Source organism: Brucella sp. NBRC 113783, from assembly GCF_040372265.1.
Lineage (GTDB): Bacteria > Pseudomonadota > Alphaproteobacteria > Rhizobiales > Rhizobiaceae > Brucella > Brucella teleogrylli.
Map to the genome: position 1 here is coordinate 565,937 of NZ_BAABRX010000001.1, position 13,990 is coordinate 579,926.

The window sequence follows — 13,990 nt, forward strand, 5'->3', positions numbered from 1 at the left end:
TGGGAACCGGTTTCGGGATAAAGACATGCGTAAAAACAAAAGCTTTAGCGGTCTGAGAGAATGCGAAAACCGGCGGTTTCCCCGCCGGTTTTTTATGCGGCTTTTTTAGGCCATGCGGCCAACTTGCGGGCGAAATGCGATACCGTGCCATGCAGCAGCATGGTGAAAGCCGCCAGTACAAACAGGCAGGCGAACATCAGATCCCCCTTGGCGCGACCATTGGCGAGCAGCATCAGATAGCCGAGACCTTTCGATGCGCCGACCCATTCGCCCACCACCGCGCCGATGGGCGCATAGACGGCGGCAAGACTGAGGCCCGACGCCAGCGATGGAAAGGCGGACGGGATGCGGATGCGAAACAGGATCGCCATGCGTCCGGCCCCCAGAATTTCCGCCGCGTCGATCAGGCTCGTTTCGGTGCGCCGCATGCCGTCGAAGAAGGTCGAAACGATGGGGAAGAAGATCATCAGCACCGTGACCGCAATCTTCGATGCGGGACCGTAGCCGAGCCACAAGGTTAAAATCGGGGCGAGTGCGAAGATCGGGATCGCCTGACTGAATACCATGGCGGGCATGACAAGCCGCTGCGCCAGCGGCGACATCATCAGGCAGATCGCGGTGGCGATGCCGACCGCACTGCCGAGGACAAGGCCGCCCAGCACTTCGCCGATGGTGGCGGCGGCGTTCTCAGCAATCAGCCCGGCATTGCCGATCAGCGCCTGCACCACTTCGAGCGGGCCGGGCAGGATGAAGCGCGGCATCTGGCCGATGCTCACCACCGCTTGCCAGATGGCCAGCGCCACCGCCGCCGACAGCAAGCCGTCGGCGATGCGCCTTGTGCGGGAACGAGTCGAAATCGTGGCGTCCAACTAAGCCGCCTTCATCATTTTGCTGACGCAGTTTCGGACGGAAAACCGGTTCCCACTTTTCCTGAAACTGCTTTCAACCCCATCGACCAGAAATCGGCTTCGAGCCTGCTTGCGGTTGCAAAAATCTGGCAGAGCCTTGGCCAACGCGGGCTTTTCTCGAAGTCGTCGCCGATGCGGTCTTTGGCGGCCTGATCGAACAGCTTGCCGACCGTGTGGCACATGTCCTGATATTCAGGCCCCGCATAGGTGTCGATCCACTCCTGATAGGGTGTGCCGGGCAGGGCGGTCACGGCGAGGTTGAGGCCGATTTCACCATAGCCATGCGCGCAGGGCACAAGCGCGGTGAGAAGATCGAGGAAGTCGCCGGCCTGCCCGCAGTCGAGCACATAGCGCGTATAAGCAAGGTTTTCCGGCTCTTCCTTGGTCGCGTAAAGCTCGTCTTCGCTGATCCCCTCGCGGGCGCAGATGCTGACATGCAGCGGCAGTTCCATATGGGCAAGGCCGTGCATGATATCGGCGCAGAGCCGGGTTTCCTGCAATGTGTTGGCCTTGACCACGCCGAGCGCAAAAGCGCGGGCATAGTGGTGCAGATAGACATAATCCTGACGCAGATAATGCAGGAAGGCGGCTTTCGGCAGCGTGCCGTCGCCCATTCCCCGCACGAATTCATGCTCGATATAGGGCTTCCAGTCGGCAAGGGTCGCGGCGCGAAGCCGCGTGAACAGTTCGGATGAATAATGCGGCTGTGGCTGGCTCATGACTTGCTCCCTTCGGCGTTGACGTCGATGGCGAATTTCTCGACCGGCAGGATGGAAGGAATCAGATTGTTCTCCTTGAGATAGGCCTCGTAACGCTGCCAGCGACCATAATCGAGGCTTGCAGGCGCGCGGGAAAAGCGCGCTACGGTGTCTTTCCAGGCGCGCTGGTTCAGCTCGTCGTTGAGTTCGGTGCTGTAGGATGAAAACAGCTCAAAGCCCTTTTCCGGGTGATTGACGATATATTGCGCTGCCTTTTCGGTGGCTGCGAGGAAGCGCGAAATCTTACCCTTTTCCGCTGCATCCAGTTTGTCGGAAGCAGCGACATAGACCAGCTCGTCATAAACCGGCACGCCTTCTTCCTCGACGAAAAAGCATTTGCCGGGCACGCCTTCGACAGCCATCTGGTTCAGCTCGACATTGCGATAGGCCCCCATCACCGCATCGACCTGCTTCGACATCAGTGAAGGCGCCAGCGAGAAATTCACATTGATGAGTTCAACGTCGGAGAGTTTGACGCCATGCTGGCCGAGAATGGTGCCAAGCAAGGTTTCTTCGGTTCCGGCGACCGAATAGCCGATCTTCTTGCCCTTGAGATTGGCAATGGCATTCACCGATCCGTCATCGCGGGTCATCAGGCAGTTGAGCGGCGAGTCGATCAGTGTCCCGACGCGGATCAGCGGAAGGCCTTCATGCACCTGAAGATGCACCTGCTGCTGATAGGAAATGGCAAGATCGGCCTGTCCTGCCGCCACCATTTTGGTGGGCGTCGACGCGTCGGCAGGCGCGACGATTTCCACGTCCAGCCCGGCATCCTTGAAATAGCCGAGCTTGTCGGCAACGATGATCGGGCCGTGATCGGGGTTCACATACCAGTCGAGAATGAGCTTCAGCTTGTCGTCAGCATGAGCCGAAGTGGCAGCCGTGAAAGCGAGGCCGAACAGGGCGGCGAAGACGGTCTTTTTCATAATGTCTGCTCCAGAGCATGGTCAGCATAAGCGCGCGTGGTTTCGATCCACTGGCGCAGGCGGCTTTCGGGGTCGGCATTCAGGGTGATGTCGGTGACGACGGACACGATATCGGCGCCCGCATCGAAAACGCCCGGCGCGCGCTCGACGCTCATGCCGCCGATGCCCACCAGCGGAATGTCGCCAATGCGCGCCTTCCATTGGCCAAGACGGGGCAGGCCCTGTTCGCGCCATTTCATCTTTTTCAAAATGGTCGGGTAGATGGGGCCAAGCGCGATATAGTCAGGCTTTACCGACAAAGCGCGGTCGAGTTCGGCCTCATCATGGCTCGAAACACCCAGTTTCAAACCACCGGCGCGAATGGCGTCGAGATCGGCATCGTCAAGATCTTCCTGTCCGAGATGGATGAAGTCGCAGCCTTCCTCCAGCGCCAGCTTCCAGTAGTCGTTGACGATCAGCTGACAGTCATGGGCAAGGCAGATTTCTCGTGCGGCGCGGATTTCACTGCGCAGCTCCGCCTCGGTCTTGTCCTTGACGCGCAGTTGCACCAGCTTGACGCCGAGCGGCACCATGCGCTCAAGCCATTTGGCGCTGTCGAAGATCGGATAGAACGGATCGAGGGCCATTACAAAAATGCCTTTCCGAGAAGAGGGGTGGATGGCGCGGCCATGTCTCGCGCTTCGATGGCGTCTGCCTCGAAAGCGAGCCGCCCGGCTTCAACCGCTAGCGCGAAACCGCGCGCCATGGCGACGGGATCGCCAGCCTTGGCTACAGCGGTGTTGATGAGCACGGCGTCATAGCCCAGCTCCATCGCCGCCGCCGCGTGGGACGGCACGCCGATGCCAGCATCGACCACCAGCGGAATATCGGGGAAATGCGCCCGCATGGTCTTCAGCGCATAGGGGTTGTTGAGGCCACGGCCCGAGCCGATGGGCGCGCCCCAGGGCATCAGCACCTTGCAGCCAGCCTCGATCAGCTTTTCCGCGACGACGAGATCGTCATTCATATAGGGAAAGACCTCAAAGCCATCGTCGCAGAGAATGCGCGCGGCTTCCACCAAGCCGAACGGGTCGGGCTGCAATGTGTCGTGGTCGCCGATCACCTCCAGCTTGATCCAGTTGGTGCCGAAGATTTCGCGCGCCATCTTGGCCGTGGTCACCGCTTCACGCGGCGTGTGGCAGCCTGCCGTATTGGGCAGAACGGCCACGCCCAGTTCGCGGATCAGCGCCCAGAAGTCCTGTCCGGCCCGTGCCTCACCGCTTTCACGACGCAGCGACACGGTGACGATCCCGGCCCGCGAGGCGCGCACCCCATCGGCAAGAATAGCGGGCGATGGATATTGCGCCGTGCCAAGCAGCAGGCGGCTTTCAAACGTTTTTCCGTAGAATTCGAGCATCTCAGCCTCCCTGCATCGGGGCCAGAACTTCGATGCGGTCGCCAGGCGACAGGGTCGCGGTTGCGCGCTCATCGCTGGCCACGAATTCACCATTCAGCGCGGTTGCGACCACCGCTTCGTCCAGTTCGATTTCGGCGAGCAGCGCCGCCAGATTGGCTGCTGCCGTGGTGATGACTTCACCGTTCAGCACGATCGTCATGCATAGTCCTCCACAAATTCGGGCTTGGTTTCGGGCGTGGTCGCGCTCGCAACCGCCATCCGCGCTATCGCCGGCGAGAGCAGGAAGCCGTGGCGGTAAAGCCCGTTGACATAGATGGTTTTGCCGCGTCGCCTTACGCGGGGCAGATTGTCGGGAAAGGCGGGGCGCGCATCGACGCCGGTTTCGAGAATCTCCGCTTCGCCGAAGGCCGGATGGAGGGCGTAAGCAGCGCTCAAAAGCTCCAATGTCGAGCGCACGCTGATGCCACTGCGCTGATCGCTTTCGATCATCGTCGCGCCGATCATGTGCACACCGTCGCCGCGCGGCACGATGTAGAGCGGAATGCGCGGATGCAGCAGGCGCACAGGCCGCGAAAGGTTGATGTCACGCGAGCGGACAACCAGCATTTCCCCCTTCACACCGCGCAGATCGGGAAGGGCGTCACGGGCGCTGAGGCCGCGTGCATCCACCACGATATCCGCGTCGATCTTCGCTTCATCTGCGTCCGTATTGAGGTGAAAGACGACACCCTTTCGTTGCAGGTTTCCGGCCAGCTCAACGAGTGTCTTGCGCGGATCGAGATGCCCTTCGCGCGCGAAGAACAGGCCCTGCCGGAAACGCTCGGCCAGATCAGGTTCCAGTGCATTGATGCGTTCATGATCGATTGTGTCGAAGGCTTCCGTCCGGCGGGCGAAACGGCGCAACTCGCTGGCATCGCGGTTGTGCGACAGAACCAGTGTGCCTTCGCGTTTGACGCCGGAAACATGTTTTTCCCACCAGCCGATGGATTCCTGACCAAGCCGCACCACAGGCTCTTCGGCGCTTTCGCCCTCGCACCATGGCGCCAGCATGCCGCCTGCCAACCACGAACAGCAATCGGAACCGATCTGCGGGCTGCGGGCAATCACTGTGACGGCATGGCCCTGATCGGTGAACTCTGCGGCGGTGGCAAGACCGGCGACACCCGCTCCGATGATGGTGACGCGCATCACGCAATCTCCTCCACCCGGATTGTCCAGAGGTCATGGAAATGATGCACCGGCCCGTGGCCGTGTCCGATCTTCAATGTGTCGGCGGCGCGGATTGCCCCTTGCAGATAGGTATGTGCGTTCAGAACGGCTTTCTCCAGCGGCAGGTTTTTGGCAAGCTCTGCGGCTATGGCCGAGGAGAGCGTGCAGCCTGTGCCATGGGTGTTACCGGTCAAGATACGCGGTGCTTCAACCCGCAGCGTCGGCTGATCGGGGCGCACCAGCAGATCGACGCATGTTTCGCCTTCCGCATGGCCGCCTTTCATCAAAACGGCTTTCGCGCCGAATTCGAGCAAGGCGCGTCCTTGTTCCTCGGCGTCCGCATCGTCGAGCGCCAGACCGCAGCCGAGCAGGCAAGCCGCTTCTGGCCGGTTGGGCGTCAAAAGCGTGGCCAGCGGCACCAGTTTCTGGCGCAAAAGCGCAATGGCGTTTTCGCTCAAAAGCCGGTCGCCCGACTTTGCCACCATCACCGGATCGACAACGACGGGACCGGAAAAATGCGCAAGGCCGCGCGCGATAGCGTCGATGGTTTCAGGCACGGAAACCATGCCGATCTTCACTGCCGCAACATCGAGATCGCTGAAAACAGCGTCGATCTGCCCTGCGACGATAGCGGGCGGGATATCGTGCACCGCGCTTACCGTGCAGGTGTTCTGCACGGTCACAGCCGCAATGACGCTTGCGCCATAAACGCCAAGTGCGGAAAATGTCTTGAGGTCGGCCTGAATGCCAGCGCCGCCACCGCTGTCGGAACCGGCAATGGTTACACAGATGGGCACAGAACGCATCTGGCCATTGTTGGTTTTGCTTCGGGAGAAACTATGTTTCTGGTTCATCGTGTCGTCTCTCATTCCGAACGGAAAGATGAGACGCCATGAACCTTTATGGAGCGTAAGCTCCTGTGGGGAATGAACCCCGTCCGCGACGCGTCAAACTCCGTTCCCTACGCAGGTATTACCCGGATCAGGTTCAATGGGTTAACGCGAGAACGCGCCTCTCAGCCTCTTTTGAGGCACCCCAACGAATTTTGCGTCCATAGGCATAGGCCGGAAGTTTTGAGTGGTCAAGCAATGTCTTCGCTGGTCGGGAAACAGTGTTGTCCCGTGTCTTGCACTGTGACTCGGCGCGATGAAAACGCCATCATCAGAAAAAACTTATATGAGCCTATTTTTCATATATGGTTTGTTAAAACCATTGGTCGTAATCTAGTTGCGGGGAAGTGTGTCTGGGTGGCGGTCCCCGCTTGTTTGTTTGTGAGCCTGTCTCATGAACACATGCGGAATATGATGTTCCAGTGAGAGGTTTTGTTGGCTAATTAAAACGACGGCATGTGTCGGCTTGGGCGAGGGGAATAAGAATGGCGAAGCGGAAAGCCGGTCCGGTACAGGCGGGAAGCTCCATGGCGAGCACGCCCCAGCAGGATTTCCGTATTCTGTTCACCACCCATCCGACGCCGATGTGGGTCTATGATCCGCAAACATTGGGCTTCATCATCATGAATGATGCCGCCTATGCGCTTTACGGCTACACGCCCGATGAGCTGCCCGGCATGACTGTCCTGGATATTCGTCCGCATACCGAGCGCGAGCGCATGCTGAGCGCTGTCCGGGATCGCAGCGATCTGGAGCGCCCGGAGCGCTGGCAGCACCGGCGCGCCGATGGCGAAATCATCGAAGTACTGACCTATGGACGTGAGGTGCAGTTCGATGGCAGGGAAGCGATCCTCGCCATCGTGCAGGACCGGACCGAACTGGCCAAGGCCAACCGGCAGGCGATCCATGCCCAGTCGCTGCTCGACAGCCTCGTCAGCAATCTGCCCCTCGGCGTGTTCATCAAGGACATGCAGGATGATGGCCGCTATGTCCTCTATAATCAGGCGGCGTCGCGGGCGAGCGGCAAGGCGGTCGATGCGGTTGTCGGCTTTACCGATGCGCAACTGATGTCGGATCTGGAACGCCGCCAATATGCGCAGCAGGATCGTCAGGTGATGAGCAAGGGCGAGGCGCTCAGCGTCGAATATAAGTCCCAACATGACGACGGAACGCAGCGCATTCTGCGTGTCATCAAGAGTTCCATTCCGCCGGTTGAGGGCGGCACGCCGCGTTATCTGATCGGCCTGATCGAAGATGTCACCGAACGGCGCGAAATCGAGGAACGCATGGCCCATATCGCCATGCATGACAGTCTGACGCGCCTGCCCAACCGCGCCGCTTTCTCCCATCATGTGGAGGAACTGCTGAAAAAGCGCGGCGATGCGGAGCCTTTTGCACTGTTTTGTATCGATATCGATCACTTCAAGAGCATCAACGACAATATCGGCCATCAGGCGGGCGACCAGCTTTTGCAACAGGTTGCCGAGCGTTTGCGCCAGATCACCACGTCCGACCAGTTCATCGCGCGGCTTGGTGGCGACGAATTTGCCGTCATCTATCGCAGTGGCACCGTCGGCCAGATCGCCATGTTTGCAGACCGGGTGCTTTCGGCCTTTCAGGAACCGTTCCGGCTGGGTGACAATTCCGAATTCGTCACCTGCAGCATGGGCATCGCGCAGGCGCCGCTGCATGGCGACAATTCCGACGTGCTGATGCGCAATGCCGATCTGGCGCTCAATGCGTCGAAATCAGGCGGCAGGCGCACATTCCATTTCTACCAGCATTCGCTGCGTCTGGCCGCCGAAAAGCGCCACATCATGACGAGCGAGCTGCGTCAAGCCTTGCTGTCCGAACAGTTCGAACTGCATTACCAGCCGATCTTCAATCTGGAGAGCGGACTGATTTCCGGCTTCGAAGCGCTGATCCGCTGGCGTCATCCCGAACGCGGCATGGTATCGCCTGCGGAATTCATTCCGCTTGCCGAGGAAACCGGATTGATCGGCCCGATTGGCGATTGGGTGCTGCTGGCTGCCTGCCGCGAGGCGGTTTCCTGGCCGGAAGATATCAAGGTCTCGGTCAATCTGTCGCCGGTCCAGTTCAGCCAGACCTCGCTTCTGCGCTCTGTCACCGATGCGCTGGATGCGGCCCGCCTGTCGCCGAACCGGCTGGAACTTGAAATCACGGAATCGGTGTTTCTCTCCAACAGCAAGCACAATATCGAATTGCTGTTCGAGTTGCGCCGTCTGGGCGCCCGCATTGCTATGGACGATTTCGGCACTGGCTATTCCTCGCTCAGCTATCTGCGCTCCTTTCCGTTCGACAAGATCAAGATCGACCGCAGCTTTGTGTCCGGCATCGAAGCGGATACGCGCGATCTCGCCATCATCCAGGCGGTGGCGACACTTGGCGCCGGCTTCAATATCGTCACCACCGCCGAGGGCGTGGAAACAGCGCAGCAGCTGGAACGCCTGAGAACCGAACGTTTCGGCGAAGTGCAGGGCTATCTGACCGGACGCCCGATGCCAGCCAGCGATGTGCATGCCTTCATCCAGAGCAATAACGGCAATGGTCTTGCCATGCCCGCAGCCCATAACCGCCTGCCGGTCTGACCCGGAAACTCCAGAAAAAACGCTGCCGCAATTCCGCTTTCAAAAAAGCGCTTGACCTTCCAACGGTGGGAAGGACTACTTATATGGCAATTCAGAAATCTAGCCTCTGTTGGAGCGCATCCCGAAAAGTGTGAAACGGTTTTCGGACAAGATGCGCGCCCGAAGGCTGAAAAGGGACCGCTAAAGGTCTCGAAGAGGATTGCCATGAACAAGCCCGTCGATCACGAATCCATCAGCTTTCCCGTTCCCGTGGAAGGCATGAGCTGCGCATCCTGTGTTTCCTCCGTCGAAAAGGCCGTGTCGAAGGTTGCGGGCGTCGACAAGGTTTCCGTCAATCTGGCCACCGAGCGCGCCGACGTAACCTTCAAAGGCGCGCCGGATCTGCCTGCCGTTATCGATGCCATTCGCAAGGCGGGCTATGAGGTTCCTTCCGGCAGCGTCGATCTTGCCATTGAGGGCATGAGCTGCGCTTCCTGCGTCAGCAAGGTCGAAAAGGCGTTGAATGCGGTGCCGGGCGTGACGCGGGCCAGCGTCAATCTGGCGACCGAACGCGCGCATGTGGAACTGGCGGGTGGGGTCGAGACATCCGAACTCGTCAAGGCCGTCGAGAAAGCTGGTTACGAAGCGCGGTCGCTGAACGATAGAAAAGATGAAGCGCCAGCCGAAACCCAAAGCGAAAAGCGCGATGCCGAAGCTGCGGAACTGAAGAAGAGCGTTCTGCTGGCCGCCGTCCTGACGCTTCCGGTCTTCGTGCTGGAAATGGGATCGCATCTCATTCCCGCTGTCCATATGTTCGTGATGGACCGGATCGGCATGCAGAACAGCTGGTATCTGCAATTCGTGCTGACCACGCTCGTCCTGTTCGGCCCCGGTCTGCGCTTCTTCAAGAAGGGCATTCCGGCGCTGCTGCGCGCCACACCGGATATGAACTCGTTGGTGGTCGTCGGCACGCTTGCGGCCTGGGGCTTCTCGCTTGTCGCAACCTTCCTGCCGGGCGTTTTGCCAGCGGGCACCGTCAATGTCTATTTCGAGGCGGCGGCGGTTATCGTCACGCTGATTCTGATCGGGCGCTATCTTGAAGCGCGCGCCAAGGGGCGCACCAGTGCGGCCATCAGCCGTCTGGTCGGCTTGCAGGCCAAGTCGGCCCGCGTGGTGCGCAATGGCGAGACGATCGATGTGCCGCTGGAAGACGTGCGCGCAGGCGATATCGTGCAGGTGCGGCCCGGCGAGAAAGTGCCGGTCGATGGCGAGGTGGTCGAAGGCTCGTCCTATGTCGATGAATCGATGATCACCGGCGAGCCCGTCCCTGTCGCCAAGGACGAGGGCGCGGAAGTGGTCGGCGGCACCATCAATAAAACCGGCGCTTTCACCTTCCGCGCCACCAAGGTGGGCCGTGATATGGTGATCTCGCAGATCATCCGCATGGTCGAGGATGCGCAAGCCGACAAGCTGCCCATTCAGGCCAAGGTCGACAAGGTGACGGGCTGGTTCGTGCCCGCCGTCATGGCCGCCGCCGCGCTGACCTTCGTGCTCTGGCTCGCCATCGGAGGGACGGCCATGCTTGGCTACGCGCTGGTCAATGCCATTGCGGTGCTCATCATCGCGTGCCCTTGCGCCATGGGCCTTGCCACGCCGACCTCCATCATGGTTGGCACCGGTCGCGCCGCCGAGTTCGGCATTCTGTTTCGCCGGGGCGATGCACTGCAAACCTTGCGCGATGCATCGATCATCGCCGTCGACAAGACCGGCACGCTGACCCAGGGCAAGCCTGCACTGGCGCATTTTGCAACGGTAGCCGGTTTCGACAGGCAAGAACTTCTGGCGCTGGTGGCAGCTGTCGAAGCTCGCTCGGAACATCCGATTGCCGACGCCATTGTGACGGCTGCAAAGGAAGAGGGCCTGAAGCTTGCCGATGTCTCGGCTTTCGAAGCAGTGCCGGGTTTCGGCCTCAAGGCGACCGTCTCGGGGCATGAAATCGCTATCGGCGCTGATCGCTATATGGCCAAGCTCGGCCATGATGTGGCGGTGTTTGCCGAGGATGCGAAGCGCTTTGGCGATGAAGGCCAGTCGCCGCTTTATGCCGCCGTTGACGACAAGCTTGCGGCTATCCTGACGGTCGCAGACCCGATGAAGGAGACAACGCCTGCCGCCATCGCCGCTCTACACGAACAGGGGCTCACCGTGGCGATGATTACCGGCGACAATCGCCGCACCGCGCAGGCTATCGCCAAGCGGCTCGGGATTGATGAAGTGGTGGCGGAAGTGCTGCCCGACGGCAAGGTCGAAGCGCTGAAGCGGCTTTCGGCTGGTGGCAAGCGCATCGCTTTTGTCGGGGACGGCATCAACGACGCCCCGGCGCTGGCAGCGGCAGATGTGGGCATCGCCATCGGCACCGGAACGGATATCGCGATTGAAAGTGCGGATGTGGTGCTGATGTCGGGCGATCTGCGCGGTGTCGCCAATGCCATCGCCATATCCAAGGCGACGATCCGCAATATCAGCGAGAACCTCTTCTGGGCCTTCGCCTATAATGTGGCGCTCATTCCGGTCGCCGCCGGTGTTCTCTACCCCTTCACCGGCACTTTGCTGTCGCCGGTTCTGGCAGCGGGCGCCATGGCGCTGTCGAGCATTTTCGTGCTCAGCAATGCGTTGCGGTTGCGGCGGTTCAAGAGTCCCCTCGGCTGACCAAAACCGCAATTCAAACTAACTCCCAAGCAAAGGCGGCTCTCACGAGTCGCCTTTTTTCATTTCCTCTGGATTTATTTTATTTCTGCCTAATGTTTAATACAGGCAGAGAGTGTCGCGGCGTCTGAAACGCAGCGGCGCTCCCACCCATCAGGACTTCTCGCATTCGATGTGTTCCGTGCGTTTCGGCTCAGGCACGGCGGGTCTGCAGTCACACTTGAAGGGGTAATATTTTGCTGATTTCCTTGACATCCATCGTCCTTCTGCTGGTCGGGCTTGCGCTCGGCTGGGGCGGTATCGAGCTGATCACCCTGGGGGGCAGCTGGTACTACATCATTGCGGCTGTCGGCTTTTTGCTGACGGCCGCTCTCCTCTTGAAAAGAAGCGCTTCGGCCCTGTGGCTCTATGCGCTGATCGTGCTCGGGTCGCTCGGTTGGGCCGTCTATGAAGTCGGTTTTGACTGGTGGCAGCTTGGCGCGCGTGGCGGCATTATCGTGCTGCTCGGCCTGTGGCTTTTGACCCCTTGGATCAGAAAGCCGCTCAATGGCGGCAAGGGCGGCGGCGGACTGCCGCTGACGGTCGCGAGCGTCATCGCGCTGGCCATTGCCGGCTATTCCATGACGCAGGACCCGTACAATATTTCGGGCGACCTGCCGACAGAGACGGTTGCGGCGACGCCGGACCTCGGCGGCAATGTGCCGGAAGGCGAATGGCACCAATATGGCCGCACGCCTTACGGCCAGCGTTATTCGCCGCTGGCGCAGATCACGCCAGACAATGTGTCCAAATTGCAGGTGGCCTGGCAGTACCAGACCGGCGACGTGAAGCAGCCGCAGGATGTTGGCGAAACCACCTATCAGGTGACGCCGCTGAAGATCGGCGATTCGCTTTATCTCTGCACGCCGCATAACTGGGCGATTGCGCTCGACGCCGCGACCGGCAAGGAAAAGTGGAAGTTCGACCCGAAGGTCGGCTTCAACACCGACCGCCAGCACCAGACCTGCCGTGGCGTGAGCTACTGGAAGGACGCCAATGCGACCGCTGGCGCGAAATGCGCCGAGCGGGTCTATCTGCCGACCTCGGATGCTCGTCTGATCGCGCTCGATACGGCGACCGGTGAAATCTGCACCGATTTCGCCAATGGCGGCACGCTCGATCTCAGCCATGGCATGAAATATAATCCGGCCGGTTACTATTACTCGACCTCGCCTCCGGCTGTGGTCGGCGACAAGATCATCGTCGGCGGCGCCGTCAATGACAATTACTCGACGGAAGAACAGTCGGGCGTCATCCGCGCCTTCGATATCCGCACGGGCCAGCTTATCTGGAACTGGGATTCGGGTAATCCGGACGTCACGACACCGCTGCCGGAAGGTCAGTTCTACACGACGAATTCGCCCAATAGCTGGTCGGTGTCTAGCGTGGACGAAAAGCTCGGCCTGATCTTCGTTCCGCTTGGCAATCAGGTGCCTGACCAGCTCGGAATGGGGCGCAGCGAAAATGTGGAGAAATATTCCTCCTCCATCGTCGCGCTCGATGTGAATACGGGTCAGGTGAAGTGGGTGCGCCAGACGGTCCACCATGATCTGTGGGACATGGACGTTCCGGCGCAGCCGGTGCTGCTCGATATCAATGGCACGCCTGCGCTGGTCGGCCCGACCAAGCAGGGTGACCTCTATGTGCTCGACCGCCGCACCGGCGAGCCGATCATTCCGGTCAAGGAAATCCCGGCTCCGACCGGCACTATCCCGGAAGATCATTCGTCGCCGACGCAGCCGATCTCCGATCTGACCTTCAGCCCGCCTGCATTGCGTGAAAGCGACATGTGGGGTGTGACGATGTTCGATCAACTGGCCTGCCGCATCAAGTTCCACCAGCTTGCCTATGAAGGCCGCTACACGCCACCTTCGCTGAAGGGCACCATTGTCTATCCGGGCAATTTCGGCGTCTTCAACTGGGGCAGTGTGGCGGTCGATCCGGTGCGTCAGGTAATGTTCGGCATGCCGACCTATCTGGCCTTCACCTCGCGCCTTGTCCCGCGTTCGGAAATTCCACCGAAGGGACAGGATGAGAAGGGCAGCGAACAGGGCCTGAACCGCAATGACGGCGCGCCTTATGGCGTCTTCATGGGACCGTTCCTCGGCCCGCTCGGCATTCCGTGCCAGACCCCGCCATGGGGCTATGTCACGGGCGTCGATCTGCGCACCGGCAAGACCGTCTACAAGCATCGCAACGGCACCATCCGCGATATGGCGCCGGTTCCGCTGCCGCTGAAAGTCGGCGTACCGGGCATAGGCGGACCGATGATCACGGCAGGCGGCGTTGCCTTCCTCGGTGCCGCCGTGGACAACTATCTGCGCGCCTATGACCTGACAAATGGCAAGGTTCTGTGGGAAGCACGTCTGCCCGCGGGCGGACAGGCGACACCAATGTCCTACACGGTCGGCGATCAGCAATTCGTGCTGATGGTGGCCGGTGGTCATGGCTCGATCGGCACCAAGCCGGGCGATTACGTTATCGCCTATACGCTGCCGAAGAGCTAACTCCCAACGGAAGTTGCAACAAAAACGCCGGGAGAAATCCCGGCGTTTTCTTCTGAATATGTGGGT

The 13,990-nt window shown here is 60.2% G+C and carries 11 protein-coding genes and 1 riboswitch; of the genes, 3 read left to right on the forward strand and 8 right to left on the reverse strand.

Going from position 1 to position 13,990, the window contains the following annotated elements:
• Positions 1–92 precede the first annotated feature (92 nt).
• The 8 genes from ABWW11_RS02585 to thiD are packed head-to-tail and all read right to left on the reverse strand — an operon-like array spanning position 93 to position 6,051.
• A complete protein-coding gene (locus ABWW11_RS02585) occupies positions 93–869 on the reverse strand; it encodes an ABC transporter permease (protein ID WP_109368221.1) in 777 nt (258 codons plus the stop codon).
• Positions 870–883: 14 nt separating this feature from the next.
• Positions 884–1,627 carry a thiaminase II gene (tenA, locus tag ABWW11_RS02590; RefSeq protein ID WP_109368222.1) on the reverse strand — a complete coding sequence of 248 codons (744 nt, stop codon included), beginning with the start codon at positions 1,625–1,627 and terminating at the stop codon, positions 884–886.
• Complete coding sequence (locus ABWW11_RS02595; RefSeq protein ID WP_109368223.1) at positions 1,624–2,592, reverse strand: ABC transporter substrate-binding protein; 969 nt, start codon at positions 2,590–2,592, stop codon at positions 1,624–1,626. The genes tenA and ABWW11_RS02595 overlap by 4 nt, the downstream gene beginning before the upstream one ends.
• Positions 2,589–3,218, reverse strand: a complete 630-nt coding sequence (locus ABWW11_RS02600; RefSeq protein WP_109368224.1) for a thiamine phosphate synthase — start codon at positions 3,216–3,218, stop codon at positions 2,589–2,591. The genes ABWW11_RS02595 and ABWW11_RS02600 overlap by 4 nt, the downstream gene beginning before the upstream one ends.
• Positions 3,218–3,988: a thiazole synthase gene (locus ABWW11_RS02605; protein WP_109368225.1), complete on the reverse strand. Its 771-nt coding sequence runs from the start codon at positions 3,986–3,988 to the stop codon at positions 3,218–3,220. The genes ABWW11_RS02600 and ABWW11_RS02605 overlap by 1 nt, the downstream gene beginning before the upstream one ends.
• A 1-nt stretch (position 3,989) precedes the next feature.
• Entirely contained in the window at positions 3,990–4,187 is a 198-nt protein-coding gene (gene thiS, locus ABWW11_RS02610; RefSeq protein WP_109368226.1) for a sulfur carrier protein ThiS, read from the reverse strand.
• On the reverse strand, positions 4,184–5,176 hold the full coding sequence (gene thiO / locus ABWW11_RS02615) for a glycine oxidase ThiO (RefSeq protein WP_109368227.1): 993 nt from the start codon (positions 5,174–5,176) through the stop codon (positions 4,184–4,186). The genes thiS and thiO overlap by 4 nt, the downstream gene beginning before the upstream one ends.
• Positions 5,176–6,051 (reverse strand): bifunctional hydroxymethylpyrimidine kinase/phosphomethylpyrimidine kinase, encoded by an 876-nt coding sequence (gene thiD, locus ABWW11_RS02620; RefSeq protein WP_109368228.1) that lies wholly within the window; start codon positions 6,049–6,051, stop codon positions 5,176–5,178. The genes thiO and thiD overlap by 1 nt, the downstream gene beginning before the upstream one ends.
• An 87-nt stretch (positions 6,052–6,138) precedes the next feature.
• Positions 6,139–6,245, reverse strand: a riboswitch (TPP riboswitch).
• Positions 6,246–6,572: 327 nt separating this feature from the next.
• Between thiD and ABWW11_RS02625 the strand changes: the two genes are divergently transcribed.
• From ABWW11_RS02625 to ABWW11_RS02635, 3 genes are all read left to right on the forward strand, one after another.
• A complete protein-coding gene (locus tag ABWW11_RS02625) occupies positions 6,573–8,696 on the forward strand; it encodes a putative bifunctional diguanylate cyclase/phosphodiesterase (protein WP_244597150.1) in 2,124 nt (707 codons plus the stop codon).
• A gap of 204 nt (positions 8,697–8,900) precedes the next feature.
• Positions 8,901–11,381, forward strand: a complete 2,481-nt coding sequence (locus ABWW11_RS02630) for a heavy metal translocating P-type ATPase (protein WP_109368229.1) — start codon at positions 8,901–8,903, stop codon at positions 11,379–11,381.
• Between the two features lie 233 nt (positions 11,382–11,614).
• On the forward strand, positions 11,615–13,924 hold the full coding sequence (locus tag ABWW11_RS02635; protein WP_109368230.1) for a glucose/quinate/shikimate family membrane-bound PQQ-dependent dehydrogenase: 2,310 nt from the start codon (positions 11,615–11,617) through the stop codon (positions 13,922–13,924).
• Positions 13,925–13,990: the final 66 nt, after the last annotated feature.